Origin of the sequence: Streptomyces sp. SAI-135, from assembly GCF_029893805.1 — a bacterium.
Taxonomy (GTDB): domain Bacteria; phylum Actinomycetota; class Actinomycetes; order Streptomycetales; family Streptomycetaceae; genus Streptomyces.
Genome location: NZ_JARXYP010000002.1, coordinates 2,257,671 through 2,283,349, shown reverse-complemented (window position 1 = coordinate 2,283,349; position 25,679 = coordinate 2,257,671). Strand labels below are relative to the sequence as shown.

Genomic DNA, 25,679 nt, shown 5'->3' with positions numbered 1-25,679 from the left:
TGACTGCCGGCTATGAGGTTATACGCCCTGACTGACAGAACTCATATTGAAATCCGGCACCCGCAGCGCGGGCATCGCGGCCCTGGTGAACCAGTCGCTCCACTCCCTCGGCAGGGTCTTCTCCGTCCGTCCCGCCTCCGTCGCCCGCCCCAGCAGGCCGACCGGCGACTCGTTGAACCGGAAGTTGTTGACCTCGCCCACCACCTCGCCGTTCTCGACGAGGTACACCCCGTCCCGGGTCAGCCCGGTCAGCAGCAGCGTGGCGGGGTCGACCTCGCGGATGTACCACAGGCAGGTCAGCAGCAGCCCGCGCGTGGTGTCCGCGACCATCTCCTCCAGGGAACGGTCCTGACCGCCGTCCAGGATCAGGTTGCCGATCGCCGGGGCGACGGGCAGCCCGGTCAGGGCCGCGCTGTGCCGGGTGGTGGTCAGATGCGCCAGCGTGCCCTGCCGCACCCACTCGGTCGCCCTCACCGGAAGGCCGTTGTCGAACACCGACTGATCGCCCCCCGAGGAGTGCGCGACGACGAACGGCGCCGTCTCGAGCCCCGGCTCGTTCGGGTCGCTGCGCAGCGACAGCGGCAGACCGGTGAGCGTCTCGCCCACCCGGGTGCCGCCGCCCGGCTTGGAGAACACCGTCCGCCCCTCGACCGCGTCCCGGCCCGACGCCGACCACAGCTGGTAGATCAGCAGGTCCGCGACCGCGGTAGGCGGCAGCAGCGTCTCGTACCGCCCCGCGGGCAGCTCGACGCGCCGCTCGGCCCATCCCAGGCGTACGGCGAGCTCGGCGTCCAGCGCCGCCGGGTCGACGTCCTTGAAGTCCCGCGTGGAGCGTCCGGCCCAGGCCGAGCGGGTGCGGTCCGGCGACTTGGCGTTGAGCTCCAGCGTGCCGTTGGGCTGGTCGTGGCGCAGCCGCAACCCCGTGGAGGTGCCCAGGTACGTCGAGACGAGCTCGTGGTTGGCGAAGCCGTACAGTTCCCGGCCGCCCGCACGCGCGCGTGCGAAGGACTCGCCGAGCGCCGGCGCGAAGTCGGCGAAGACGGCCGAGGAGGTCTCGGCGGGCGCGTCCGTGAAGTCGGGGGACTCCGGTACGCCGGTGACCAGCGGCTGGGCGTCCTCGGCGGGTCCGGCGCCGCGGGCCGCGGCCTCGGCGGCCCGCACCAGCGGCTCCAGCTCGTCCGCGGTCACCGCGGACCGCGAGACCACCCCGGAGGCGGTGCCCTCCTTGCCGTCGACGGTCGCGACGACCGTGAGCGTGCGCCCGCGCGTGACGCCGTTCGTGGTGAGCGCGTTGCCCGCCCAGCGGAGGTTGGCGGTCGACTGCTCGTCGGCGATCACGACACAGCCGTCGGCGGTGGACAGCTCCAGCGCCCGCTCGACGATCTCGTGCGGCTTGTTGCTGCGGGCGCTCATCGACCTGCCTCCTGCGTGGTGTTCAGAATGTTGACGCCCTTGAAGAGGGCCGACGGGCAGCCGTGCGACACGGCCGCGACCTGGCCGGGCTGGGCCTTGCCGCAGTTGAAGGCGCCACCGAGGACGTAGGTCTGCGGGCCGCCCACCGCGGCCATCGAGCCCCAGAAGTCGGTGGTGGTCGCCTGGTAGGCGACGTCCCGCAGCTGCCCGGTGATGCGCCCGTTCTCGATCCTGAAGAACCGCTGGCCGGTGAACTGGAAGTTGTAGCGCTGCATGTCGATCGACCAGGACCGGTCCCCGACCACGTAGATCCCGCGGTCCACGCTGCCGATGAGGTCTTCCGTCGACATGCCCGCCGGGTCCGGCTGGAGCGACACGTTGGCCATGCGCTGCACCGGGACGTGCCCGGGGGAGTCGGCGTAGGCGCACCCGTTGGACCGCTCGAACCCGGTCAGCCTCGCGATCCGCCGGTCCAGCTGGTAGCCGACCAGGGTGCCGTCCTTGACCAGGTCCCAGGACTGTCCCTCGACGCCCTCGTCGTCGTAGCCGATGGTCGCGAGGCCGTGCTCGGCGGTGCGGTCACCGGTGACGTTCATCAGCTCGGAGCCGTAGCGCAGCTTGCCCAGCTGGTCGAAGGTGGCGAAGGAGGTGCCGGCGTAGGCCGCCTCGTAGCCGAGCGCGCGGTCCAGCTCGGTGGCGTGGCCGATGGACTCGTGGATGGTCAGCCAGAGGTTGGACGGGTCGACCACGAGGTCGTACAGGCCCGCCTCGACGCTCGGTGCCCGCATCTTCTCGGCGAGCAGCTCCGGGATCTGCTCCAGCTCGCCGTCCCAGTCCCAGCCGGTGCCCGTGAGGTACTCCCAGCCGCGTCCGACCGGCGGCGCGATGGTCCGCATGGAGTCGAACTCGCCGCTGGACTCGTCGACCGACACGGCCGTCAGCTGGGGGTGCAGCCGGACCCGCTGCTGCGTGGTCACAGTGCCCGCGGTGTCGGCGTAGAACTTGTTCTCGTGCACGGTGAGCAGCGAGGCGTCGACGTGGTTGACCCCGTTCGCCCGCAGCAGCCGCGCGCTCCAGTCCGCGAGCAGCGCCGCCTTCTCCTCGTCGGGCACGGAGAACGGGTCGATCTCGTACGACGAGACCCACGTACGGTCGGCGTGCACCGGCTCGTCGGCGAGCTCCACGCGCTCGTCGGAACCGGCGGCCCGGATCACCTGCGCGGACAGCTTCGCCATGGCCACGGCCTGCGAGGCGACCCTGGCGGCGGCGTCCATCGTCAGGTCCACGCCCGACGCGAAGCCCCAGGTGCCGCCGTGCACGACCCGCACCGCGTACCCGAGGTCGGTGGTGTCCGAGGACCCGGCGGGCTTGGCGTCCCTGAGTCGCCAGGACGCGCTGCGCACCCGCTCGAACCGGAAGTCCGCGTGCTCGGCGCCGAGCGCACGCGCGCGTGCCAGCGCGGCGTCGGCGAGGGCACGTAGGGGAAGCGCTGTGAAGGCTTCGTCGATGGTATGAGGCACCTGGGTCTCTTCCTGTCGGGAGGGGGTCGGCGGCGGTTGCCCCCGATCATGTCGCGGCGACCGGCGCCCGGACCACACGTTTGGGACCGCCACCGGCAACTTTCTGTAGGGACCCGACAGCGAGTCCCGTAAGCCACTGTCGGTGCCCGAATGTCCTCGGGCGGGACGCGCCCGATAGGTTTTCGGAGAAGCCGCCTGTCATCCAGGGTGTCGGGCGGATGTGTCAGACCCCAAGGGAAAGGGTGATCCGTTGAGCCGCTCGGTTCTCGTCACCGGAGGCAACCGGGGCATCGGCCTCGCCATCGCCCGCGCGTTCGCCGATGCCGGCGACAAGGTCGCCATCACGTACCGCTCGGGTGAGCCGCCGGCCGCCCTGACTGATCTGGGCTGCCTGGCCGTCAAGTGCGACATCACCGACACCGAGCAGGTGGAGCAGGCCTACAAGGAGATCGAGGCCGAGCACGGCCCGGTCGAGGTCCTGATCGCCAACGCCGGCATCACCAAGGACCAGCTCCTGATGCGGATGTCCGAGGAGGACTTCACCTCGGTCGTCGACACCAACCTCACCGGCACCTTCCGCGTGGTCAAGCGCGCCAACCGCGGCATGCTGCGCGCCAAGAAGGGCCGGGTCGTCCTGATCTCCTCGGTCGTCGGCCTCTACGGCGGCCCCGGCCAGGCCAACTACGCGGCCTCCAAGGCGGCCCTGGTCGGCTTCGCCCGCTCGCTCGCCCGTGAGCTGGGCTCGCGCAACATCACCTTCAACGTCGTCGCGCCCGGCTTCGTCGACACCGACATGACCAAGGCGCTCACCGACGAGCAGCGCGAGGCCATCGTGAAGCAGGTGCCGCTCGGCCGTTACGCGCAGCCCGAGGAGGTCGCCGCGACGGTGCGGTTCCTCGCCTCGGACGACGCCTCGTACATCACTGGAGCCGTCATTCCCGTTGACGGCGGACTGGGAATGGGTCACTGAACACCATGAGCGGAATTCTCGAGGGCAAGCGCGTCCTGATCACCGGTGTGCTGATGGAGTCCTCCATCGCCTTCCACGCCGCCAAGCTGGCCCAGGAGCAGGGCGCCGAGATCATCCTGACCGCGTTCCCGCGGCCCACGCTGACCGAGCGCATCGCCAAGAAGCTCCCCAAGCCCACCAAGGTCATCGAGCTCGACGTGACCAACGACGAGCACCTCGGCCGGCTGGCCGACGTCGTCGGTGAGGAGCTCGGCGGCCTCGACGGCGTCGTGCACTCCATCGGCTTCGCGCCGCAGGACGCGCTCGGCGGCAACTTCCTGAACACGCCGTTCGAGTCCGTGGCCACGGCCATGCACGTCTCGGCGTACTCCCTGAAGTCGCTCACCATGGCCTGCCTGCCGCTGATGCAGAACGGCGGCTCGGTCGTCGGCCTCACCTTCGACGCGCAGTACGCCTGGCCGCAGTACGACTGGATGGGCCCGGCCAAGGCCGCGCTGGAGGCCACCAGCCGTTACGTCGCGCGCGACCTGGGCAAGCAGAACATCCGCTGCAACCTGATCTCCGCGGGCCCGCTCGCCTCCATGGCCGCCAAGTCCATCCCGGGCTTCAGCGACCTGGCCGCGGTCTGGGACAACCGCTCCCCGCTGGAATGGGACCTCAAGGACCCGGAGCCGGCCGGCAAGGGCATCGTCGCCCTGCTGAGCGACTGGTTCCCGAAGACCACGGGCGAGATCATCCACGTGGACGGCGGGCTGCACGCCATCGGCGCCTGATCCCGTACGGCGTCGACGCCCCGTTCCCGCAGGGAGCGGGGCGTCCCCCGTTCGGCCTACCAGGCCGGGCGCGCACGGCCGACAACTGGGCACCCTGGATTACGCGTTCACCAGCGATTCCCTCCCCAGTACGGCCGAGGAGGTCCCCTTGTGCGCCTGTCCCGCAGTCTGGCCTCAGCGACCGCAGCCGTCTGTCTCGTGATGTCCCTGTCGTACGAAGCGATGTCGCACGCACGCGTGGAGAAGCCCCGGGCCGCCGCCTCGGAGCTGTTCGGCGCGTCCTGCCGCAGCAAGGTCACCGGCTCCCGTGTGACCACCTACTGCCACAACCCCTATCCGCGCACCGACGGGGTCCGCCTGCACATCGAGTGCGAACGCTGGTGGGACCTCGACACCGACAGCGCCGAGGTCCAGGCCGGGCCCGCGCAGACCGTGCGGCTGACCGGCAGGTGCTGGAAAGAGGTCCGCTCGGTGTGGGTCAGCCACCGGAAGCTGGCGCGCTGAACCGTCCCGGACGGCACAGGAAGGGGTAGCCGGCCGCCTCCTCGGCGGCCGTCGCCGCGTCGCCCGCGCGGATCGCGTCGACGAGCCGGGTGTGGTCCATGTACGTCTCCGGCGTCAGTTCCCCGCCGACGTCCTCGCGCAGCCAGTCCCGCAGCACCGCGCCGAGATCCGCGTACATCTCGGTCATCACGTCGTTGTGCGAGGCGGCCACCACGGCCAGGTGGAAGGTGGTGTCCGCCGTCACGAAGGCCTCCGCGTCGCCCGACGCCCAGGCCTCCTCGCGCCGCGCCAGGAGCGCGTCGAGCTGCCTGAGGTCCTTCTCGGTGCGCCGCTCGGCCGCCAGCCGCGCCGCGGACGACTCCAGGGTGGAGCGCACCTCGGCGACGTGCCGGGGGTCCGCGTCGGCGAACCTGCGGTGCATCACGCCCGCCAGCTCGCTGGTGGCCACGACGTACGTCCCCGAGCCCTGGCGGATGTCCAGCAGGCCGTTGTGCGCGAGTGCGCGGACGGCCTCACGGACGGTGTTGCGGGCCACCCCGAGCTGCTCGACCAGCTCCGGCTCGGTCGGGATCCGGGAGCCGACCGGCCACTCGCCCGAGGTGATCTGGTTGCGCAGTGCGGCGATGACCTGCTCGGACAGCGCCGAGCGGCGGGGATGGCTCAGGGGCATGGCACACCTTCGCACGGGCGGGAGGACACTGGGCGACCCGGGGATGGACAACCAATCATCCCATGATTCTATGATGGGGGACATGGCAAGCGAGGAAACCCGGACGGTGAAGTCCACGACGGCACGCCCTTCCGCGATCCCCCGCGGTTCCGCGGCCGGCCCGGAGGAGGGAGCCGCGGTGCCCGCGCCGCGCGCGTGGGCGGTGCGCCTGGTCGTCGTCGGCATCGTGCTGTCCGCCCTCAACCTCCGCCCCGCCATCACCAGCCTCGGCGCCCTCCTGGAGGAGGTGCGCGACGGACTCGGCATGAGCGGCAGCGTGGCCGGCCTGCTCACCTCGGTGCCCCCGCTGTGCTTCGCCGTCTTCGGCGTCACGGCCCCGCGCCTGGCCCGCCGCTTCGGTGCGGGCGCGGTGGTGTGCGCGGGCATGGTCGCCATCACGGCGGGCCTGCTCGTACGGCCGTACACGGGCTCCACGGCGGGCTTCCTGGCCGCCAGCGCCCTCGCCCTCATGGGCATCGCCGTCAGCAACGTCCTGATGCCGGTCATCGTCAAGCGCTGGTTCCCGGACCGGGTCGGCTCCATGACCGGCCTGTACTCGATGGCCCTGGCCCTCGGCACCTCGGCGGCGGCCGCCGTGACCGTCCCGGTGACCGAGGCGCTGGGCGGCAGCTGGCAGTCCGGGCTCACGGTGTGGGCGGTCCTGGCCGCGGCGGCCGTACTGCCGTGGATCCCGCTCGTGCGGGACCGGGGGCCTGTGTCGACGGAGACCAGGGCGGCGCAGGACGCGGTCCGGAGCGTGCACACACGCGTGGAGGGCGCCGGCCCCGTCCGGCACGTGCACGCGCGCGTGGAGCCGCCCGCGCTGCGGATCACCCGGAGCCGGACCGCCTGGGCGCTCGCCGTCTTCTTCGGGCTCCAGGCCACCGCCGCCTACATCACCATGGGCTGGATGGCGCAGATCTTCCGGGACGCGGGCGTGCCCGCCGGTACCGCCGGACTGCTGCTGGCCGTCACGATGGTGATGGGCGTCCCGCTGGCCTTCGTCATCCCGCGCGTGGCGACCCGGCTGCCGCACCAGGGCCCCATCGTCCTCGCGCTCGGCGTCTGCGGCCTCGCCGGGTACGCGGGCCTGTACCTCGCCCCCGCCGCCGGCGCCTGGGCCTGGGCCGTCCTGCTCGGTGTCTCCAACTGCGCCTTCCCGCTGGCCCTCACCATGGTCGGGATGCGTGCCAGGACCGGCGCGGGCGTCGCCCAGCTGTCCGCGTTCGCGCAGAGCACCGGCTATCTGATCTCCATCCCCGGACCGCTCCTGGTGGGCGTGCTCTACCAGCACAGCGGCGGCTGGGGCCTGCCGATCGCGCTCATGATCGGCCTGATGATCCCGCAGATGGCGGTCGGAGTGCTGGCGGGCCGCGACCGCACGGTGGAGGACGAGGCGGCCCGCTGAGGTCACCCTGGCGGACTCGGCGGGAGCCCGGGGTGCGAGACTGGCCGTATGCCAGTGCTCGACCCGAACCCCCAGAACGGCCAGAAGAAGATGCTGCTGGTCTTCGGCTCCTTCCTCGCCATCTTCGTCATCATCGCGATCATCGCGACGATCGCCTCGCCCTGATCCCGCGCACCCGCTCCCCGGCCCGATGGTGGGGTTAACCCCACATCCCCTAGGGGGTGAGTGTCAGGGTCAACTGGGTGGATCACCGGATGGGTTGAGGGCCGCTGGATCCGTACCTTCGAGATGTGACCGCGGGAAGCGGATCACGGAGGACTCGGAGACCAGCGGAGGCACTCATGTCGGCCCCTACGCACACCCCGCCCCACCCGGCGACCCGGGGCCGCGTCGACATCCGGCTGCCCTGGTGGGCCCTCGCCCTGCCGACGCTCGCCTTCGTGGTGCTCCTGGCCCTCATCCTCAACCCCGCCGACGCGCACGCGGCCTCCGGCGACCCCCTCATCACCCAGGTCCTGGAGCGCGTACAGCAGCTCATAGCCAGCTGAGCACCCGCGAACCCGCCCGTCAACTCCCTGCGCCCCATGGCCTGTTTCATGCGAAGCTGGATCCCATGAGCGTCGCAGATCCCCGCAGGATTGTCCTTTTCCGGCATGCGAAAGCCGACTGGCCACAGGTGACCGACCACGAGCGGCCGCTCGCCGACCGGGGCCGCAAAGATGCGGCGGAGGCCGGACGACGGCTGGTCGACTCCGGCATCCCGCTGGACCTGGCCCTCTGCTCCACCGCGACCCGGACCCGTGAGACCTGGAAGCTCGCCGTGCAGGAGTTCCCGCACCGGCCGAAAACGGTCTACGAGGAGCGGATCTACGAGGCCTCGCCCGGCGAGCTGATCGCCGTGCTCAACGAGACCCCGGACGACGTGCACAACGCCGTCCTGATCGGCCACAACCCCGGTGTGCAGGGCCTCGCCGACGTCCTCGCGGGCGCCGCCGAGGGCGATGCCCGCCGGCGGATGAACGGCCGCGGCTTCCCGGCCGCCGCCTTCGCCGTCCTGTCGTTCAGCGGCCCCTGGAAGACCCTGGAGCCCGGCACGGCCACCCTGGTCGACTACTGGGCGCCGTCCGACTGACGACGGCACGACTCCCCACTCGGGCGAGAGACGGCAGGGGCCCGGCACCGCCACGGTGCCGGGCCCCTGCCGATCCGTCCGGTCCGTCGTCGGAGGTCAGTCCTCCTCGTGCGCGTCGGCCGCCTCGACCTCTTCGCGGGTGACGCCCAGCAGGTACAGCACGGTGTCGAGGAAGGGGACGTTCACCGCGGTGTGCGCGGCCTCCCGCACCACCGGCTTCGCGTTGAAGGCGACACCGAGCCCGGCCGCGTTGAGCATGTCCAGGTCATTGGCGCCGTCGCCGATCGCCACCGTCTGGGACAGCGGCACCCCGGCCTCGGCGGCGAACCGGCGCAGCAGCCGCGCCTTGCCCGCGCGGTCCACGATCTCCCCGGTGACCCGCCCCGTCAGCTTGCCGTCGACGATCTCCAGCGTGTTCGCCTGGGCGAAGTCCAGCCCCAGCCGGTCCTGCAGGTCGTCGGTCACCTGGGTGAAACCGCCCGAGACGACACCCACTTGGAAGCCGAGCCGCTTCAGCGTCCGGATGAGGGTGCGGGCACCCGGTGTCAGCCGTACTTCCGAGCGCACCTTGTCCACGACCGAGGCGTCCAGCCCCTCCAGCAGCGCCACGCGCGCGTGCAGCGACTGCTCGAAGTCCAGCTCACCGCGCATCGCGGCCGCGGTCACCTCGGCGACCTCGTCCTCGCAGCCGGCGTGCGCGGCGAAGAGCTCGATCACCTCGTCCTGGATGAGCGTGGAGTCCACGTCCATGACGACGAGCCGCTGGGCCCGGCGGTGCAGACCGGCGGCGACGACGGCCACGTCCACGCCGAGCTTGCCGGCATCCGTCACCAGGGCGGTGCGCAGCGGCTCGGTCTCGACGCCGGACACCGCGAACTCGACGGCCGTGACCGGGTACTTGGCGAGCCGGAAGATACGGTCGATGTTGCCGCCCGCCTTGGCGATCTTGGCGGCGATCGCGGCGGTGGCCTCCGCGGTGAGCGGGTGGCCGAGCACGGTGACCAGGGAACGCCCCAGGCCTCGCGGCCGGTTGTCGCCGAGACCGGAGATGATCTCCGCCTGCATCTTGATCGACTCGGCCCAGCTGTGGACAGTCGCCCGCAGGTCGCCCTCCAGCGCGCGGGGCGGCGCGGTCACCAGCGCGCACAGCACCATCCGGCCACGCGTGACGACCTGCTCGATGTCGACCACGTCGACCGAGTAGGCGGCGAGGGTGTCGAACAGGCCGGCCGTGATGCCCGGCCTGTCCTTCCCGAAGATCTTGACGAGAAGGGTGGGGACGTCGGAGAACGAGGTCTGCTCAGCGCTCATGGTGCTCCCACCGTATCCGGCACCCAGTGCCTTCTGCTCCCGCGGTCCGTCTGACGGACACGGAACACTGGGTGTCGGGCGGATGGCGAGATCCTTACGGGCGGGACACGGGCGTACCGCGGCGCGCGGGGGACTGCGCGGGTGACGCCGGGTCCGGCACCGTCCTGCCCGGCCGGGCCCCGCGCGTCCCGCGCCGGATCAGCGGCGGCCCTTCGGCTTCCCGGGCGGTGGGGGAGGAGGCGGGGGTGGCGACTGCCGGCCCGCGTCCCCGGAGGACGGCCGGCGGGCGGGCCGTCGCGGTGAACGAGGGGGCGGGTCGACCGGGCGGGCCATCGTCGGGGCGCCGTACACGTTCTCGTCCCCGTCGTCGGGCGGCCCTGCCCGGTCCGGGCCCGGACCGTTCTCCGCAGGGGACGGCCCCGCGTCCCGGCCCGTCGTCGGCCCGGGATCGTCGTCCGGCCCCCGCAACTCGTCGGGCACCCGCAGGTAGGGGTTCGTGGCCGGGTTGGGCGGCCGATAGGGCGTCCCGGGCACGTACGGCCCGACCGCACCGCTGCGGTCCCCGCCCCTCTGCGAATCCACCTCACCGGCAGACCCTCCCACCGCACGGCCCTGCGCCCCCGCCCCACCGCGATACGGCCCGGCCTCGCCGCTCCGCGGCTGAGCGTCTTGGCCGGGGTAGCCCCTGCCCTGGTCGCCCTGTGCTCCGGCGGCGCCGCGATACGGCCCGGCCTCGCCGCTCGGTGCCCCAGCCTCGCCCCTTTGCGGCTGAGCCTCCGGGCCGGGCCGCCTCGCCTGACCGGGGTAGCCCCTGCCCTGCGAGCTCTGTGGCCCCGCCCCACCGCGGTGCCCCCTCGCCTCCCCCTCGTACGCCCCGGCTCCACCCTCCTCGTAGGACCGACCCTCCTCGTAGGACGGCCCCCCGCCTTCAGAGGAGCGCGACACGTCGTCGTACGGGCCACCCGCCCCCGCGTATCCCGCCGCCCCGCTTCCGGAAGCCCCCGCTCCACGCTCATAGCCCCGGCTCTGCCCCCATGGCGCCCCGGCCGCACCCTCGCCCTGCTCCGGCGGCCCCCCGACCTCACCCTCGCGAGCGCCGGCGCCCCTCCCGTAAGGGGCGCCCTCAGCCGGATGCACCCCGCCCGAACCGCCGTACACAGCGCCACCGTAGGCAGCGCCCTGGCCCCCGTAAGCGCCGCTCCGGCCGGCATACGGCCCGACCCCTGGCTCATACGCCCCGCCCGCGTACCGCGGGCCCCCCGCAGCCCCGCCCCCCGGCGTCCCCGCGCCCGAACCCACCCCCGCACCAGCCAAGTCACCCCGTGCCAACCCTGCGGCCCGGCTCCCCGCCGCCCCCGTCGCCCGAGCCAGCAACGCCCCCGCGGCGCCCGCCGCAGCCCCCCACACCGCGCCGAGCAGCACCGCAAGGCCGAGCTCGCCCCGCAGCACGACCCCCGCGCCGAACGCGTCGAACCCCAGTACCGACAGCGAGGCGTCCACCGACACCTCCGTCAGCCAGGCGAGCAACGGCAGTGCCGACGCGGTCGCGAGCCCCAGCCGCACCGCACACCGCCCCGCGAACCCAGCCGGGCCCGCCCCTTCCACCGGAGTCCGCACAGCGGTGAGCACCCCCGCCAGCAGCATCATCAGCGCCGCCGCCACTCCCAGCAGCCACACCCGCCCGTCCAGCTCCGCCAGCCGCCCCAGCGTCACCGACTGGTCGGAGTCCGAGGCGAGCAGCCGGTCCAGGGGATCGGGGAGGAAATTCCTCAGGACGCCCGTGGCCCTGCCGTCGAAGGGGACGAACAAACCGATGGGGATGCCCAGCCACACCCCGTTCGGCGCCCCGAGCAGCGCCGCCCCCGCGATCCGCTTGGGATGGTCGTCCCCGATCGCCGCGTACGCCGCCGCCGAGAGCCCCGCGGCCACCGCGACCAGCAGCACCGTCACGAGGGCGGAGACGGCCGGCCGTACGACGCGGTGCACCGCGTCCCAGCCGGGCGGCAGCGGCGTGCGTCGGGACGCCAGGAGCGCGATCAGCAGGATCCCGGCCGACCAGCCGAGCCCGCCGAGCAGCGTGGGCACGGTGTCCACCGTGAAGCCGACCGCGGCCTTCGCGTCGATGAGGTCGCCGACCTGGTCGGGCAGCAGTCCGCCGATGTCCCCGACGTCCCCGAGGCCGGGGATGTCGAGGCCGCCGCCCCCGCCCGCGCCGGGCAGCTTGTCGAGCCCCAGCGCACCCCCGTCGATCGTGACGACGTCGTGCCCGGCCCAGGCCAGCCCGCCCGTCATCGCCGTGAACAGCAGGACCACCGAGCCCGCGCGGGCGAGGAGTTCGGAGGGTGCGATCACCGCCCCGGCCCGCCGCAGGGACCGTAGGAAGAACCATGACAAAAGCACCGCGCCGGCCAGGCTGACGCCCAGTGGCGTGATCTCGATGGCGGTCGCCGCCTGCGCCCCCGTCAAACCGAACGCGGACACGTCACCGGAGGGCGTCACCGAACCACCCGCCGCAAGGGCCACAACGGCCGCGGTCATCGGACCCAGAGAGGCGACGGAATCGGCCTCCAGCAGATGCAGACCGAGCGCGGCCACCCCCGCCATCCCGATCAACGCCCAGCTCACGGCCGCGATCGCGGACAGCAGGATGTCGCCCCACGGCAGCCGCCCGCCGTGCTGCTCGGTCTCGACGCCCATGGACGCACTCATGGCAGACCCCCCGATCCGCGGCGCGGCCGAGACCGCGCTTGTCCCCCTCGCGTGAATTACCCACTCTCCGGGTCGGTTTCAACCCCGTCAACGGAACCGGCCGAAGCGTACGAACGTGGTGTTCTCGGGGCTCGACTTTCGGTCAGCAGGGGATCCTGAAATAGTTCCCGACGATGTTCGACATCCCTACACTCCCTCTGACGGGGGCTATTCGGGGGACTACTCAGTGGGGCTTGGAGTGCCGGAACTCGTACTGGAAGCGAATGGACGTACCTGGACGCTCGATCCGTCCAGGCCGTACAGCCTTGGACGCGATCCGCAGGGGGACATCGTGTTCGACGACGCCAGGGTGTCCTGGCGTCACGCCACGATCAGCTGGAGCGGGCGCAGTTGGGTCATCGAGGACCACAGCAGCACCAACGGCACGTTCGTGCAGGGACAGCGGATCCACCGGACGGAGATCGGCCCCGGTGCGGCCGTCCACCTCGGCAACGCGAGCGACGGCCCGCTGCTGAGCCTCTCCGGCACCGCGGCCCCGGTCCCGCAGCCGCAGTCCGGGCAGCAGCCGTACGCCGCGCAGAGCGCGGGTCCCGGCTGGGCCCAGCAGACACCGCAGCAGACGCCCCGGCAATCGCCGCAGCAGGCCTCGCCGTCCGGCTGGCCACAGCCCCAGCAACAGCCTCGGCGGCAGCCGGAGCCGCAGCCGCAGTCACAGCCGTACTCCCACCAGCCGCTCCAGCAGTTCCCGCAGCAGCACGGCCCGGGCGCCGGCTCCGGCCCCGGCTCCGGCATGGGCGCGGACGCCCCGCCGGTCTACGGCGACCGCAGCCCCACCACGTTCCACCAGTTCACCATCGGCCGCATCATGCGCATCGGCCGTGCCCTGGAGAACGACCTGGTCGTCTCCGACCTGCAGGTCTCCCGCAACCACGCCGAGTTCCACTCGATGCCCGACGGCCGTATGGAGATCCGCGACCTGGGATCCCACAACGGCACGTACGTCAACGGCCAGCCGATCCCCAAGGGCGGCTCCACCCTGCTCGGCCCGAGCGACATCGTCGGCGTCGGCCACTCCACGTTCCGGATCGTCGGCGACCGGCTGGAGGAGTTCGTCGACACCGGCGAGGTGACGTTCTCCGCCCGCCACCTGACCGTCACGGTCGACGGCGGCAAGCAGATCCTCAAGGACGTCTCCTTCGGCGTCCCGGAGAAGTCCCTGATCGCGGTCATCGGACCGTCCGGTTCCGGCAAGTCGACCCTGCTCAAGGCGCTCACCGGCTACCGGCCCGCCAACCAGGGCGACGTCCTCTACGACAACCGCAACCTCTACAAGCAGTTCGCCGAACTGCGCCAGCGCATCGGTCTGGTCCCGCAGGACGACATCCTGCACAAGGAGCTGACCGTCAAGAAGGCCCTCACCTACGCGGCCAAGCTCCGCTTCCCCGCCGACACCACGGCGCAGGAGCGCGAGCACCGCATAGACGAGGTGCTGCGCGAGCTGAAGCTCGACATCCACCGCGAGAAGAAGGTCACCTCCCTCTCGGGCGGCCAGCGCAAGCGCGTCTCGGTGGCCCTGGAACTGCTCACCAAGCCGTCCCTGATCTTCCTCGACGAGCCGACCTCCGGTCTCGACCCGGGCATGGACCGCGATGTCATGCAGTTGCTGCGCGGCCTCGCCGACGACGGCCGCACGGTTCTCGTGGTCACCCATTCCGTCGCCGAGCTGGCCCTGTGCGACAAGCTCCTGGTGATGGCCCCGGGCGGCGCGGTCGCCTACTTCGGCCCGCCCGAGGAGGCACTGAACTTCTTCGGCTACGACACCTGGGCCGATGTCTTCTCGGCCTTCGAGAACTACCGCGACTACGACTGGGCCGGCCGCTGGAAGGGCTCGCAGCACTACCAGATGTACGCCGCGGACATAGACGCCGTTGCGCCGCAGTCCGTAGCGATGCCTCCGATGCAGGGCATGAAGCCGCCCAAGCCACAGCGCTGGGCCGGCCAGTTCGGGACACTCGTGCGCCGCTATGTGTCGGTCATCGCGTCCGACAAGGGCTTCCTGGCCCTCACGGTGATCCTGCCGCTCGTCCTCGGTTCGGTGAGCCTGCTCATCGACTTCGGCGACATCCTGCTGCCCAAGCCGGTCGACCCCAGGACCAAGCAGCCCGAGCCGAACAGCACGGCCACCACCGTCCTGCTGATCCTGGCGGTCGGCGCCTGCTTCGCCGGCGCGGCCAACTCCGTCCGTGAGCTGATCAAGGAACGGGTGATCTACGAGCGGGAGCGTGCCACCGGTCTGTCCCGCTCGGCGTACCTGATGTCCAAGGTGGTCGTCCTGGGCGTGATCACCATCCTGCAGGGGCTGATGGTCGGCGTCATCGGCTTCGCCAGCCGCGGACTGCCGAAGGAGGGGCTGGTCCTCGGCAGCGCGACCCTCGCGGAGCTGTGCCTGCCGATCATGGGGCTCGGGTTCACCTCGATGATGTTCGGGCTGATCATCTCCGCACTGGTGAAGACGTCCGAGAAGACCATGCCGCTGCTGGTCATGTTCGCGATCGTCCAGGTCGTCTTCACCGGCTGCCTGTTCACCCTGCACGGCACCCTCGGCGTCAACGAGCTCTCCTATCTGATGCCGTCCCGCTGGGCGGTCGCCGCCGCGGGCGCCACCCTGGACTTCAACAAGGTGAACCCGCCCGTCAAGCCGGGCGACACGACCGACCCGCTGTGGAACCACACGGTCGGCACCTGGGGCCTCGACATGATCGCCCTGATCGCCCTCGGCATCGTCTGCGGCTTCCTCGTCTCCCGGTTCCTGCGCCGCCACGAGCCCGAGGTCATGCGCAAGTGATCACCGCCGTACGACGGTGAAGGGCGGCACCCCGAGGGGGTGCCGCCCTTGTGCGTAGGAGAGGTCCGCGCGGCCTCAGTACGCGCTGTTCACGTTGTCCATCGAGCCGTACTTGTCGGCCGCGTAGTTCGCGGCGGCGGTGATGTTGGCGACCGGGTCGTAGATGTTCCACGACGTGCCCGCGACGTGGTACGCCTGGAACGTCGGCGGGATGACCTGGAGCAGCCCCTTCGAGGGGATGCCGTTGATGGCGTTGATGTCCCAGTTGTTGATCGCGTTCGGGTTGCCCGAGGACTCCCGCATGATGTTGCGGTACAGACCGTTGTAGCTGCCCGGGATGCCCTTGGCCCTCATGATGGCCAGGGACTCCTTGATCCAGCCGTCCAGGTTGTTGGCGTAGGTCTTCTTGGGCGCGGCGGCCTTGAGCTTGGCGCGGTGCGCGGCCCGGCTCGCGGCCTCCCTGGCCTTGCGCGCCTGCGCGGCCTTCTTCGCGGCGGCCGCGGCGGCCTTCTTCTTCGCCACGGCGGCGGCCTTGGCCTTCGCCTCGGCCTGCGCCTTCGCCTCGGCGGCCTTGTTCTGCAGCGCCTTGGCGGCGAGCTGCGCCTTGACGTCGGCCTGGAGACCCTTGAGATCCTCGGAGGAGTACTTCACGGGGGCCGAGTAGGTGGCCGCCTCGGACGTGGTGGTCTCCGCGTTGCCCGGAACCGCGCTGAAGGCGACGGCGGCGGCGCCGAGCGTGGCGACTCCGGCGACGGCGATCTTGTGGCGCTTCGTCAGCGCGCGACTGTGACCTCGGGTGAAAGGGTTCTTGGGCATGCGGGAATGACCTCTTCGAATAGCGCGGAGGTCGCTCGCTGTCCGGTGGGGGACACGGGTGCTTCCGGCACAAACGCCGCGGGCGGAACCCGCGGCGCTGAGCGACGTTGGCCATTCTTAGCTGGCGCAAAACACCCGGGCAAAGGTGTGACGTACGACCCCGGGTAGTGGACCGGGGGAGGGCAAAACGGGACAGACGGGAACGTCTTTCCCGTTCATGCGGGGAGCCTTTGTCTCCTATTTCGCTTCGTACGTGATGTGGGCCCTATGTGCGGGCTCACATCGCCCGCACAGCTTTCTCACCGGCAGTTGCTGGCGCAATGCTCTGTGTGAGGGTCCTTCTCCGGCAGGAGGAGATGCACGTCCCCGAACTCGTGCCACAGGTACCGCCGCCGCAGCGCCTCCTCGTAGCCCCGGTCGATCGCAGCCCGCCCCGCCACCGCCTCCAGCATGAGCAGGTGCGAGGCCTCCGGCTCGTGCAGGCCCGTCAGCAGCCCGTCCACCACCCGCACCCCGCGCTCGGGGGTCACGACGAGATCCGTCCACCCCGCACGCGCGCGTACGAGCCCGTCGGCCCCGGCCGCCGACTCCACGGCCCGCACGGCCGTCGTCCCGACGGCGACGACCCTGCCGTCCCCGGCCCTCACGGCGTTGATCAGCCGGGCGGAGGTCTCCGGCACCGAGAAGCGCTCCGGATACGGCGGCTCGTGCGCCTCCGCCGAGGCGAGCCCCGTGTGCAGGGTGACCGGCGCGAACTGCACCCCCCGGCTCACCAGCTCCGCCACCAGCCGCGCGGTGAAGGGCCGCGCGGCACTGGGCATCTCGGCACTGCCCGAACCGTCGGGGGACGGCAGCGCGAACACCGTCTGGTAGACGGACAACGGCTGGTCCCGCTCCGTGTAGGAGTACCGAACGGGCCGCCCGTGCTCCCGCAGCAGCCCCAGGACCTCGCCATCCCGCATCCGCGCCCACCACAGCCGCCCGCTCACCGCCTCCTCCAGGACCAGCAGCCCGCCCCCGGGCAGCCGCACCTGTGTCCCCGCGGGCCCGCCCGCACGCGCACGCGTGGTGCCCTTCCCGTCCGGGTCCCGCAGCTCGACCACCCAGCGCCCGTCGTCCCCGCGCGTGGAGAAGTGCACCACCACGCGCGCGTGCCCGATCCGCCCGTCGACGGCCGCGGCCAGCGTGGGGGAGGTGTTCACGACGAGCAGGTCCCCGGCCCGCAGCAGCCGCGGCAGCTCCCGGAACGCGTGGTGCGACACCGCGGTGCCCCGCGACACCAGCAGGCGTACGGCGTCCCGGCCGAGCCCCGGCCCCCGCTGCTCGGCGGGCACCCGCGCGGACAGCTCCTCCGGCACCCGCACCGCGAGGGTCATCGCCCCTCCAGCAGCGACGGAGCCGCGTACCGCCCGCTCGCCGGCCGCTCGTCCAGCAGCCGCAGAAAGGCCGGCACCACACTCGCCGGCTCCGGCCGCGGGTCCCCGTCGTCCGGCACGGCCGCCGCGTACAGGTCGGTGGCCATGTCCCCGGGATCCACCGCCCACACCCGCAGCCACGGCTCCTCCTCGCCCAGCACCGCCGCGAGGTGGTCCAGGGCGGCCTTGGAGGCCCCGTAGCCGCCCCACGTCTCGTACGCCTCGGCGGCCGCGTCCGAACTCACCGCGATCACCGCGCCGGCCCCCGCGGCCCGCAACAGGGGCAGCGCTTCCTGGACCAGGCCCAGCGCGGCCACGACGTTCACCTCCAGCGCGCGGCGCAGCCCGTCCAGCGACAGGCCCGCAAGGCGCACCAGCGGCTCGGCGCCCAGCGCGCTCGCGTTGTTCACCAGCAGATCGACACCGCCGAGCTTCCAGGCCGCCGCCACCAGCTCGGAGCGGTGGGCCGGATCCGTGACGTCCCCGGCCAGGGCCGTCACCCGGGTCCCGTGCGGGGCGAGCGCGGTCGCCGTCCCCCGCAGGACCTCCGCCGTCCTCGCGTCGAGCACCAGGTCCCACCCCCGCGCGGCCAGCGCCTCGGCGAGCGCCCGTCCCAGCCCCTTCGAGGCCCCCGTGATGATCGCTACCGGCATGACATCCGTCCCCTCGTCCGCACGCCTCCTGATCGGCGTGCTGCCAACGTAGGAACGCCGTCCTCCCGGCCGCCTCGGACGCGGGCCGCAATGCGGCGAGGCCCTTCGCCCTAGGTCGCCCGCCCTAGCCGGAGGCGGTCACAGGTCCGATCCGCGCTCTCACACCCCGCCCGTACTCTGAGGGCATGAGTCAAGGCCCCCGGTCCGGCCTCGCCGCGGTGAGCTCCGCGCTGCTGGCCATGAGCAGGCACCTGGAGGTGCGCGACGTCCTCAAGACGATCGTCGCCTCGGCCCGCGAGCTGCTCGACGCGCAGTACGCCGCCCTCGGTGTCCCCGACGACCACGGCGGCTTCGCCCAGTTCGTGGTCGACGGCGTCAGCGACGCCCAGTGGAAGGCCATCGGCCCGCTCCCGCGTCAGCACGGCATCCTCGCCGCGATGCTCCACGAGGCCACGCCCGAGCGCCTCGCCGACGTCCGCAAGGACCCCCGCTTCGAGGGCTGGCCGTCCGCCCACCCCGACCTGGTCGACTTCCTGGGCCTGCCGATCCGCGACGGCGACGAGGTCATCGGCGCCCTGTTCCTCGCCAACAAGAACTGCGAGAAGCCCGAGGGCGGCTGCGGCTTCACCGAGGAGGACGAGGAGCTCCTCTCGATCCTCGCCCAGCACGCCGCGATCGCCCTCACCAACGCCCGCCTCTACGAACGCAGCCGCGAGCTCACGATCGCCGAGGAGCGCTCCCGCCTCGCCCATGAACTGCACGACGCGGTCAGCCAGAAGCTGTTCTCCCTGCGCCTGACCGCCCAGGCCGCCGCCGCCCTCGTCGACCGCGACCCGTCCCGCGCCAAGGGCGAACTGCACCAGGTGGCCGTGCTCGCCGCCGAGGCCGCCGACGAACTGCGCGCCGCGGTCGTCGAGTTGCGTCCGGCCGCCCTGGACGAGGACGGCCTGACCGCCACCCTGCGCACCCAGATCCAGGTCCTGGACCGCGCCCACACCGCCCGCGTGACCTTCGCCGCCCGCAACTTCCGGGCCCTGCCGGCCGCCCAGGAGGAGGCCATGCTGCGCGTCGCCCAGGAGGCCCTGCACAACGCGCTGCGGCACTCCGGAGCCGCCCATGTCGACGTCACCCTGGACCGGCGCGGCGGCGGAGCCGTGCTGCGCGTCACGGACGACGGCAGCGGCTTCGAACCGAAGGAGGTCCGCCGCGCGGGCCGTCACCTCGGTCTGGTCTCCATGCGGGACCGCACCAGCGGGGTCGGCGGCACGCTGACCGTGGAATCGGCGCCCGGCAAGGGCACCACGATCGAGATGGAGGTCCCCGGTGGCTGACGCGATCAGGGTCCTGCTCGTCGACGACCACCAGGTCGTCCGCCGGGGACTGCGCACCTTCCTCGAAGTGCAGGACGACATAGAGGTCGTGGGCGAGGCCGCCGACGGCGCCGAGGGCGTCGCGCGCGCGGAGGAGCTGAAACCCGACATCGTCCTCATGGACGTCAAGATGCCGGGCATGGACGGCATCGACGCCCTGCGCAAGCTGCGCGAACTGAACAACCCCGCGCGCGTGCTGATCGTCACCAGCTTCACCGAGCAGCGCACGGTGGTCCCGGCCCTGCGCGCGGGCGCCGCCGGTTACGTCTACAAGGACATCGACCCCGACGCCCTCGCCGGCGCCATCCGCTCCGTCCACGCCGGGCACATCCTGCTCCAACCCGAGGTCGCGGGCGCTCTGTTGTCCCAGGAGGAGGGCAACTCCGGTCAGGGCAGGGGCGGTTCGCTCACCGAGCGGGAGCGCGAGGTGCTCGGGCTGATCGCGGACGGCCGCTCCAACCGGGAGATCGCCCGCGCGCTGGTCCTCTCCGAGAAGACCGTCAAGACGCACGTCTCGAACATCCTGATGAAGCTCGACCTGGCGGACCGTACACAGGCGGCGCTGTGGGCGGTTCGTCACGGAGTGGCCGGTTGATCCAGGAGTCGGACGGCAATACGGAGGGTTCCGCTCCGGAGTGAGATTCATACCGTCGTGGGAATGTCCCCCGAATGGCGCATCCTCCGCGGCGGCCCGCCGTTCTTCAGTGCGTGCTGCGGCGACTGCCGCGGCAATCGCTAGGAGGGCTTAGAAGTGAAGAACCTGAAGAAGGTAGCGGCCGTGACGATGGTGGCCGGCGGGCTGGTCGCCGCCGGTGCCGGTATGGCCTCCGCCACCGACGGGTCGCACGCCGACGGCAAGGCCGTGGGCTCGCCCGGCGTCGTCTCGGGCAACCTCGTCCAGGCCCCGGTGCACGTCCCGGTGAACGCGGTCGGCAACAGCGTGAACGTCATCGGCGTGCTGAACCCCGCCTTCGGCAACCTGGGCCTCAACCACTGACGTCCCCCGCCGAGCGGGCAGTGACTTCGGCCTCCCGGGTGCGCCACGCACCCGGGAGGCCGCTCCGTTCGCCCTACGCCCGATCCGCGCCTGAACACCCCGGACCAGGCCCACCAGCCGCCGGGGCCGCCGTGGCTGTCGAGCCCCCGGCTCGCTGAGCCGACTGGCTGCCGCGCCGCCGGGCCCCGGAGCCCCGAGCCGACCTGGTTGCCGAGTTGCTGCCCACCTGCGTGCGCCTGCTGCACATCGGCTGCCTCCGCAAGACCGGCGCCACCGCTATTCAGGGGCCGGGCCCCGGAGCCCCGAGTCGCCGGGCCATTTGGTTGCCGAGTCGCTGCCCACCGGCATGCGCCTGCTGCAGATCGGCCCCCACAAGATCGGCCCCACCGCCACCCAGGGGCCGCCGAGCCACCTGGCCGCCGAGCCGCCGAACCGGCTGGTCGACCAGCTCCCACATCGGCCGACCCCCTGCCAGTCACCGCACACCGCGCTCCAACTCCTCCACGTACGCGTTGTACGCAGCCACCTGCGCCCGCCGCCCCGTCCGCTCCACCGGCCGCAGCGCCTCCCCCCGTGCCCGCATCTCGGCGGAGCTCACCGCACCCCCGTGCCCGTTCTCCTGGGCCAGCGACACCAGCAGCCCCACCCGCTGGGCGAGCTCCAACACCCGCACCGCCCGAGGCGGATACCCCGGCGCCAGCAGCTCCCGCCCCCGCTCGGCCCGAGCCCGGTAGGCCCCGATCGCCGCCTCCGCCACCGGCCCCGACGCGGCCACGTCCAGCCGTGACAACACCTCCGTCGCCTCCCGCAGGGCCTCCGCGAGCTCCCGCTCGGCCTCGCCCAACGAGGGGACGTCCGCCGGCGGAGCCTCCCGCACCGGCAGCACCTGCCACACCACCTCGACATGCACATCACCCGCGGGCCCGGCCTCGTACACCTCAGGCACCAGGCCCAGCGCGGCACCGTGACAGATCACCGCCTCCTCCGCCTCCAACGCCCGCGCGTTGAACTCCGGCGGCCCGCTCAGCCCCAGCGGATGCCCGGGCGCGGGCAACGCGACCCGCAGTCCCGTGACGCCGAGCGACCGCAGCCGCCCCAGCGCCAGCGTGAGACCGACGGCCGCCGACTCACCCGGCAGCCCCTCCACCCGGTGCACGGCATCGTCGGCGACGATCGCCAGCACGGCGTCGTCCGGTGCGACAAGTCCGGCCAAAAGGCCGTTTCCCCAAGCGGCAAGGCGTCCAGAGCGCGGTTCCGAGAGCATGCCCCCAGCCTAAGGACCGGACCGCTGGACGGGAGCGGGCGACCGGTGGCGTAGATTTCTTCGAGGGCTGCGCCCAAAAGCGCGCACGCGCCAGCCGAGACGCCGACACCGGTCACACTGCAAGGGGAGACAACGCGCTCATGAGCGATGTTCTGGAGCTTCAGGACGTATCCGTGGTCCGTGAGGGCCGGGCTCTGGTGGACCAGGTCTCCTGGTCGGTCAAGGAGGGCGAGCGCTGGGTCATCCTCGGCCCCAACGGCGCCGGCAAGACCACGCTCCTGAACCTCGCGTCCAGCTACCTCTACCCCAGCAAGGGCACCGCCACCATCCTCGGCGAGACCCTCGGCAAGCCCGGCACCGACGTCTTCGAACTGCGCCCGCGCATCGGCATGGCCGGCATCGCCATGGCCGACAAGCTCCCCAAGCGCCAGACCGTCCTGGAGACTGTGCTCACGGCGGCGTACGGCATGACCGCCGGCTGGCAGGAGGAGTACGAGGACATCGACGAGCAGCGCGCCCGCGCGTTCCTCGACCGCCTCGGCATGAGCGACTACCTGGACCGGAAGTTCGGCACCCTCTCCGAGGGCGAGCGCAAGCGCACCCTCATCGCCCGCGCCCTGATGACCGACCCCGAGCTCCTCCTCCTCGACGAGCCCGCCGCCGGCCTCGACCTCGGCGGCCGCGAGGACCTGGTCCGGCGCCTCGGCCGGCTCGCCCGGGACCCCATCGCCCCCTCGATGCTCATGGTCACCCACCATGTCGAGGAGATCGCCCCCGGCTTCACCCACGTCCTCATGATCCGTCAGGGCAAGGTGCTCGCCGCGGGCCCCCTGGAGCTCGAACTCACCTCCCGCAACCTCTCCATGTGCTTCGGCCTCCCGCTCGTCGTCGAGCAGGTCGGCGACCGCTGGACCGCGCAGGGCCTGCCTCTGTCGTGATCACGTGAAGTCCCCGCAAAAACAAGGGTAAGAAGCCCCTCCCCGCTCCATCGCGCCCTGTCCGAGGCGGTACCCCCGGACCTACCATGACCATGTGAACGACATCGACGCATGGGTGTGGTGGCTCGTCGGCGCGGCTGCGCTCGGAATCCCGCTCGTGGTGACCGCGATGCCGGAGCTCGGCATGCTCGCGGCGGGCGCCGTCGCCGCCGCGGTGGCCGCCGGACTCGGCGGCGACATCGTCGTCCAGGTCATCGTCTTCGCCGTCGTCTCGGTGGCCCTCATCGCCGTCGTACGGCCGATCGCGACCCGGCACCGCTCCCAGCGGCCCCAACTCGTCACGGGTGTCGACGCGTTGAAGGGCAAGCAGGCCGTCGTCCTGGAGCGCGTCGACAGCGCGGGCGGCCGGATCAAGCTCGCCGGAGAGGTCTGGTCGGCCCGCGCCCTCGACACCGGACGTGCCTACGAAGTAGGCCAGGAAGTGGATGTCGTGGACATCGAGGGAGCGACCGCGATCGTCATGTGACCTCGCAGGATGCAACTGAACCGAACGCACCACGAGTTGCACGACGGTCTGTCAGACTCGACCAGCAAGATCTTCAACAAGCATAAGATCTTCCGAAAACGCCGAGGCGGAGAAGGGCACGGGGAGCACGATGGAACCGGTCATCATCGTCTTGATCATCCTGGTGGTGTTGGTCTTCATCGCCCTGATCAAGACGATCCAGGTCATCCCACAGGCCAGTGCGGCCATCGTGGAGCGCTTCGGCCGCTACACGCGGACACTCAACGCGGGACTGAACATCGTCGTCCCGTTCATCGACACCATCCGCAACCGCATCGACCTGCGTGAACAGGTCGTGCCGTTCCCGCCCCAGCCGGTGATCACCCAGGACAACCTGGTCGTGAACATCGACACGGTCATCTACTACCAGGTGACCGACGCCCGGGCCGCGACCTACGAGGTCGCCAGCTACATCCAGGCGATCGAGCAGCTCACCGTCACCACCCTCCGCAACATCATCGGTGGCATGGACCTGGAGCGGACCCTGACCTCCCGCGAGGAGATCAACGCTGCCCTGCGCGGCGTCCTCGACGAGGCCACCGGCAAGTGGGGCATCCGCGTCAACCGCGTCGAACTCAAGGCGATCGAGCCCCCGACCTCCATCCAGGACTCGATGGAGAAGCAGATGCGCGCCGACCGTGACAAGCGCGCCGCGATCCTCACCGCCGAAGGTACGCGCCAGGCCGCGATCCTCACCGCCGAGGGTGAGAAGCAGTCCCAGATCCTGCGCGCCGAGGGTGAGGCCAAGGCGGCCGCCCTGCGCGCGGAAGGCGAAGCCCAGGCGGTCCGCACGGTCTTCGAGGCGATCCACGCCGGAGACCCGGACCAGAAGCTGCTCTCCTACCAGTACCTCCAGATGCTCCCCAAGATCGCCGAGGGCGACGCGAACAAGCTCTGGATCGTCCCCAGCGAGATCGGCGACGCCCTCAAGGGCCTCTCCGGCGCCATGGGCAACTTCGGCGGCATGGGCGGCGGTTCCAACGGCGGCAACACCGGCTCGGAACGCCGGGAAACCCCGAAGATCGACTGACAGGACTGCAAAAGCGAGGTTCCCCGCACCCACCAGGGGCGCGGGGAACTGCGCGACCAGCCACAACGAACCCGCAGCCGCCGACGAGCCGATTCCGGCAGACGACTAGGCGGCCTCCCGAGCCAGCCAATCCGGCAGCGCCGAGAAGTCCTCGTGCCCCAAGGACAACAGCATCGCGTCCGCCGGAGTCGGCTCGAACGGCTGACGCAGCAACGGCATCCCCGCCTCCGCCGGAGTCCGGTTCGCCTTGCGGTGGTTGTCCTCCGCGCAGGAGGCCACCGTGTTCAGCCAAGTGTCCTGACCACCCTGCGACCGCGGCACCACGTGGTCCACGGTCGTCGCCCGCCGCCCGCAGTACGCGCACCTGTGCCGGTCACGCACCAGAACACCCCGCCGCGACCACGGGGCTTGTCTTCGGAAGGGCACCCGCACATACCTGCACAACCTGATCACCCGGGGCGCCGGTATGTCGACCGCGGCTCCGCGCATGCGCAGTTCGGGGTGGGACTGCTCGACGACGGCCTTGTCCTGCAGCACCAGAACGACGGCTCGGTTCAACGTCACCGTCGACAGCGGCTCGAAGCTCGCGTTCAGTACCAGCGTGTCCCGCATGTCAGCCCACCTCCCATGTGCACCGGCCCACCCCTGGCGGGCTTGGGCTTGGATCAACTCTGGCCGGGCACGCCGAGATGGACAACGCAATAAAAAGTGCCCGCCCCTGATCAATTCCAAGACCAGAGGCGGGCAAACGCTCGTTGAACGTCAGTCTTCGGCGGGCACCTCGTACTCACCGACCAACTGAGCGCGCGCGACCGTGTGGAACCGCAGGTTGAAGCCCACAACGGCGGGAGAGGCATCGGAATCCGGCCCGAGCTTCTCCTGGTCCACGGCGTACACGGTGAAGACGTACCGGTGCGGCCCGTCCCCGGCCGGCGGAGCGGCACCACCGAAGTCCTTCGACCCGTAGTCGTTCCGCGCCTGTACGGCGCCCTCCGGCAGCCCCTCGAACTTGCCGCTGCCCGCTCCGGCCGGCAGCTCGGTCACCGAGGCCGGAATGTCGAACACGACCCAGTGCCAGAACCCGCTGCCCGTGGGCGCGTCGGGGTCGTAGCAGGTCACGGCGAAGCTCTTGGTCTCCGGCGGGAAGCCCTCCCAGCGCAAGTGCGGAGAGGTGTTGCCGGCGGCGTGGACCTGAGCGTCCTTGAGCGTGCCGCCCTCCTGCACGTCCTCGCTCGTCACCGTGAACGACGGGACGGGCGGATGGAAGTCATGGGGGAGCGGCCGCCGCTTGAGCTCGGTCACCTCGGTACCTCCTGATCGATTACCGGAATCAGCAG

General features: G+C 71.6%; 24 protein-coding genes and 1 pseudogene. 14 read left to right on the top strand and 11 right to left on the bottom strand.

Annotated elements, in window-relative coordinates:
- Positions 1–18 precede the first annotated feature (18 nt).
- The gene (locus tag M2163_RS14770; RefSeq protein WP_280852330.1) at positions 19–1,413 is read right to left on the bottom strand and encodes a metallopeptidase TldD-related protein; all 1,395 of its coding nucleotides are present in this window, start codon (positions 1,411–1,413) and stop codon (positions 19–21) included.
- Positions 1,410–2,933 carry a TldD/PmbA family protein gene (locus tag M2163_RS14765; RefSeq protein ID WP_280852331.1) on the bottom strand — a complete coding sequence of 508 codons (1,524 nt, stop codon included), beginning with the start codon at positions 2,931–2,933 and terminating at the stop codon, positions 1,410–1,412. The genes M2163_RS14770 and M2163_RS14765 overlap by 4 nt, the downstream gene beginning before the upstream one ends.
- Positions 2,934–3,183: 250 nt before the next feature.
- On the opposite strand from M2163_RS14765, the gene fabG reads away from it, so the two are divergent.
- The 3 genes from fabG (at position 3,184) to M2163_RS14750 (ending at position 5,180) form a co-directional block, all read left to right on the top strand.
- Positions 3,184–3,903, top strand: coding sequence for a 3-oxoacyl-[acyl-carrier-protein] reductase (gene fabG, locus M2163_RS14760; RefSeq protein WP_280852332.1), 720 nt, complete (start codon positions 3,184–3,186; stop codon positions 3,901–3,903).
- A gap of 5 nt (positions 3,904–3,908) precedes the next feature.
- Positions 3,909–4,676, top strand: coding sequence for an enoyl-ACP reductase FabI (gene fabI, locus M2163_RS14755; protein WP_280852333.1), 768 nt, complete (start codon positions 3,909–3,911; stop codon positions 4,674–4,676).
- A gap of 150 nt (positions 4,677–4,826) precedes the next feature.
- Entirely contained in the window at positions 4,827–5,180 is a 354-nt protein-coding gene (locus M2163_RS14750) for a hypothetical protein (protein ID WP_280894160.1), read from the top strand.
- Here M2163_RS14750 and M2163_RS14745 read toward each other — a convergent pair.
- Positions 5,155–5,850 (bottom strand): FadR/GntR family transcriptional regulator, encoded by a 696-nt coding sequence (locus M2163_RS14745; RefSeq protein ID WP_280894159.1) that lies wholly within the window; start codon positions 5,848–5,850, stop codon positions 5,155–5,157. The two genes, M2163_RS14750 and M2163_RS14745, sit on opposite strands and share 26 nt — an antisense overlap.
- A gap of 82 nt (positions 5,851–5,932) precedes the next feature.
- Between M2163_RS14745 and M2163_RS14740 the strand changes: the two genes are divergently transcribed.
- From M2163_RS14740 to M2163_RS14725, 4 genes are all read left to right on the top strand, one after another.
- Complete coding sequence (locus M2163_RS14740) at positions 5,933–7,297, top strand: CynX/NimT family MFS transporter (protein ID WP_280894158.1); 1,365 nt, start codon at positions 5,933–5,935, stop codon at positions 7,295–7,297.
- Between the two features lie 48 nt (positions 7,298–7,345).
- Positions 7,346–7,462, top strand: coding sequence for an SGM_5486 family transporter-associated protein (locus M2163_RS14735; protein ID WP_269787331.1), 117 nt, complete (start codon positions 7,346–7,348; stop codon positions 7,460–7,462).
- Between the two features lie 176 nt (positions 7,463–7,638).
- Positions 7,639–7,845, top strand: coding sequence for a hypothetical protein (locus tag M2163_RS14730; protein WP_280894157.1), 207 nt, complete (start codon positions 7,639–7,641; stop codon positions 7,843–7,845).
- Between the two features lie 65 nt (positions 7,846–7,910).
- Positions 7,911–8,429: a histidine phosphatase family protein gene (locus tag M2163_RS14725; protein ID WP_280894156.1), complete on the top strand. Its 519-nt coding sequence runs from the start codon at positions 7,911–7,913 to the stop codon at positions 8,427–8,429.
- A 96-nt stretch (positions 8,430–8,525) separates the two neighbouring features.
- Here M2163_RS14725 and serB read toward each other — a convergent pair whose 3' ends face one another.
- Both serB and M2163_RS14715 read right to left on the bottom strand, forming a co-directional pair.
- Positions 8,526–9,740, bottom strand: a complete 1,215-nt coding sequence (gene serB, locus M2163_RS14720; protein WP_280894155.1) for a phosphoserine phosphatase SerB — start codon at positions 9,738–9,740, stop codon at positions 8,526–8,528.
- Between the two features lie 1,311 nt (positions 9,741–11,051).
- Positions 11,052–12,449, bottom strand: a pseudogene (locus tag M2163_RS14715) (streptophobe family protein); the annotation flags it as partial.
- A gap of 238 nt (positions 12,450–12,687) precedes the next feature.
- Here M2163_RS14715 and M2163_RS14710 point away from each other — a divergent pair.
- A complete protein-coding gene (locus M2163_RS14710) occupies positions 12,688–15,294 on the top strand; it encodes an FHA domain-containing protein (protein WP_280894154.1) in 2,607 nt (868 codons plus the stop codon).
- Between the two features lie 75 nt (positions 15,295–15,369).
- Here M2163_RS14710 and M2163_RS14705 read toward each other — a convergent pair whose 3' ends face one another.
- The 3 genes from M2163_RS14705 to M2163_RS14695 form a co-directional block, all read right to left on the bottom strand.
- A complete protein-coding gene (locus M2163_RS14705) occupies positions 15,370–16,110 on the bottom strand; it encodes a transglycosylase SLT domain-containing protein (RefSeq protein WP_280894153.1) in 741 nt (246 codons plus the stop codon).
- Between the two features lie 299 nt (positions 16,111–16,409).
- Entirely contained in the window at positions 16,410–17,486 is a 1,077-nt protein-coding gene (locus M2163_RS14700; protein ID WP_280894152.1) for an S-adenosylmethionine:tRNA ribosyltransferase-isomerase, read from the bottom strand.
- Entirely contained in the window at positions 17,483–18,178 is a 696-nt protein-coding gene (locus M2163_RS14695; RefSeq protein ID WP_280894151.1) for an SDR family NAD(P)-dependent oxidoreductase, read from the bottom strand. Before M2163_RS14695 ends, M2163_RS14700 begins: the two co-directional genes overlap by 4 nt.
- A gap of 185 nt (positions 18,179–18,363) precedes the next feature.
- Between M2163_RS14695 and M2163_RS14690 the strand changes: the two genes are divergently transcribed.
- The 3 genes from M2163_RS14690 (at position 18,364) to chpE (ending at position 20,545) form a co-directional block, all read left to right on the top strand.
- Positions 18,364–19,509, top strand: a complete 1,146-nt coding sequence (locus tag M2163_RS14690) for a GAF domain-containing sensor histidine kinase (protein WP_280852344.1) — start codon at positions 18,364–18,366, stop codon at positions 19,507–19,509.
- Positions 19,502–20,143 (top strand): response regulator transcription factor, encoded by a 642-nt coding sequence (locus M2163_RS14685; protein WP_280852345.1) that lies wholly within the window; start codon positions 19,502–19,504, stop codon positions 20,141–20,143. The genes M2163_RS14690 and M2163_RS14685 overlap by 8 nt, the downstream gene beginning before the upstream one ends.
- A 156-nt stretch (positions 20,144–20,299) precedes the next feature.
- Entirely contained in the window at positions 20,300–20,545 is a 246-nt protein-coding gene (gene chpE / locus M2163_RS14680; protein ID WP_280852346.1) for a chaplin ChpE, read from the top strand.
- Positions 20,546–21,020: 475 nt separating this feature from the next.
- Here the strand turns inward: chpE and M2163_RS14675 are convergent, their stop codons facing one another.
- On the bottom strand, positions 21,021–21,809 hold the full coding sequence (locus tag M2163_RS14675; protein ID WP_280852348.1) for a hypothetical protein: 789 nt from the start codon (positions 21,807–21,809) through the stop codon (positions 21,021–21,023).
- Positions 21,810–21,949: 140 nt separating this feature from the next.
- On the opposite strand from M2163_RS14675, the gene M2163_RS14670 reads away from it, so the two are divergent.
- From M2163_RS14670 to M2163_RS14660, 3 genes are all read left to right on the top strand, one after another.
- Entirely contained in the window at positions 21,950–22,747 is a 798-nt protein-coding gene (locus M2163_RS14670) for an ABC transporter ATP-binding protein (protein ID WP_280852349.1), read from the top strand.
- A gap of 94 nt (positions 22,748–22,841) precedes the next feature.
- The gene (locus tag M2163_RS14665; RefSeq protein WP_280852350.1) at positions 22,842–23,273 is read left to right on the top strand and encodes an NfeD family protein; all 432 of its coding nucleotides are present in this window, start codon (positions 22,842–22,844) and stop codon (positions 23,271–23,273) included.
- 130 nt (positions 23,274–23,403) lie between these two features.
- A complete protein-coding gene (locus M2163_RS14660; RefSeq protein ID WP_053850431.1) occupies positions 23,404–24,342 on the top strand; it encodes an SPFH domain-containing protein in 939 nt (312 codons plus the stop codon).
- A 105-nt stretch (positions 24,343–24,447) separates the two neighbouring features.
- Here M2163_RS14660 and M2163_RS14655 read toward each other — a convergent pair whose 3' ends face one another.
- Both M2163_RS14655 and M2163_RS14650 read right to left on the bottom strand, forming a co-directional pair.
- The gene (locus tag M2163_RS14655; RefSeq protein ID WP_280852351.1) at positions 24,448–24,954 is read right to left on the bottom strand and encodes an HNH endonuclease; all 507 of its coding nucleotides are present in this window, start codon (positions 24,952–24,954) and stop codon (positions 24,448–24,450) included.
- Between the two features lie 150 nt (positions 24,955–25,104).
- Positions 25,105–25,644, bottom strand: a complete 540-nt coding sequence (locus M2163_RS14650) for a YbhB/YbcL family Raf kinase inhibitor-like protein (protein ID WP_280852352.1) — start codon at positions 25,642–25,644, stop codon at positions 25,105–25,107.
- Positions 25,645–25,679: the final 35 nt, after the last annotated feature.

What these genes read in the sequence shown, in the direction of transcription:
- M2163_RS14770 (WP_280852330.1), bottom strand. Translation starts at nt 1,413, where the DNA reads ATGAGCGCCCGCAGCAACAAGCCGCACGAGATCGTCGAGCGGGCGCTG.
- fabI (WP_280852333.1), top strand. Translation starts at nt 3,909, where the DNA reads ATGAGCGGAATTCTCGAGGGCAAGCGCGTCCTGATCACCGGTGTGCTG.
- M2163_RS14745 (WP_280894159.1), bottom strand. Translation starts at nt 5,850, where the DNA reads ATGCCCCTGAGCCATCCCCGCCGCTCGGCGCTGTCCGAGCAGGTCATC.
- M2163_RS14740 (WP_280894158.1), top strand. Translation starts at nt 5,933, where the DNA reads ATGGCAAGCGAGGAAACCCGGACGGTGAAGTCCACGACGGCACGCCCT.
- M2163_RS14735 (WP_269787331.1), top strand. Translation starts at nt 7,346, where the DNA reads ATGCCAGTGCTCGACCCGAACCCCCAGAACGGCCAGAAGAAGATGCTG.
- M2163_RS14730 (WP_280894157.1), top strand. Translation starts at nt 7,639, where the DNA reads ATGTCGGCCCCTACGCACACCCCGCCCCACCCGGCGACCCGGGGCCGC.
- M2163_RS14725 (WP_280894156.1), top strand. Translation starts at nt 7,911, where the DNA reads ATGAGCGTCGCAGATCCCCGCAGGATTGTCCTTTTCCGGCATGCGAAA.
- serB (WP_280894155.1), bottom strand. Translation starts at nt 9,740, where the DNA reads ATGAGCGCTGAGCAGACCTCGTTCTCCGACGTCCCCACCCTTCTCGTC.
- M2163_RS14705 (WP_280894153.1), bottom strand. Translation starts at nt 16,110, where the DNA reads ATGCCCAAGAACCCTTTCACCCGAGGTCACAGTCGCGCGCTGACGAAG.
- M2163_RS14700 (WP_280894152.1), bottom strand. Translation starts at nt 17,486, where the DNA reads ATGACCCTCGCGGTGCGGGTGCCGGAGGAGCTGTCCGCGCGGGTGCCC.
- M2163_RS14695 (WP_280894151.1), bottom strand. Translation starts at nt 18,178, where the DNA reads ATGCCGGTAGCGATCATCACGGGGGCCTCGAAGGGGCTGGGACGGGCG.
- M2163_RS14690 (WP_280852344.1), top strand. Translation starts at nt 18,364, where the DNA reads ATGAGTCAAGGCCCCCGGTCCGGCCTCGCCGCGGTGAGCTCCGCGCTG.
- M2163_RS14675 (WP_280852348.1), bottom strand. Translation starts at nt 21,809, where the DNA reads ATGCTCTCGGAACCGCGCTCTGGACGCCTTGCCGCTTGGGGAAACGGC.
- M2163_RS14670 (WP_280852349.1), top strand. Translation starts at nt 21,950, where the DNA reads ATGAGCGATGTTCTGGAGCTTCAGGACGTATCCGTGGTCCGTGAGGGC.
- M2163_RS14660 (WP_053850431.1), top strand. Translation starts at nt 23,404, where the DNA reads ATGGAACCGGTCATCATCGTCTTGATCATCCTGGTGGTGTTGGTCTTC.
- M2163_RS14655 (WP_280852351.1), bottom strand. Translation starts at nt 24,954, where the DNA reads ATGCGGGACACGCTGGTACTGAACGCGAGCTTCGAGCCGCTGTCGACG.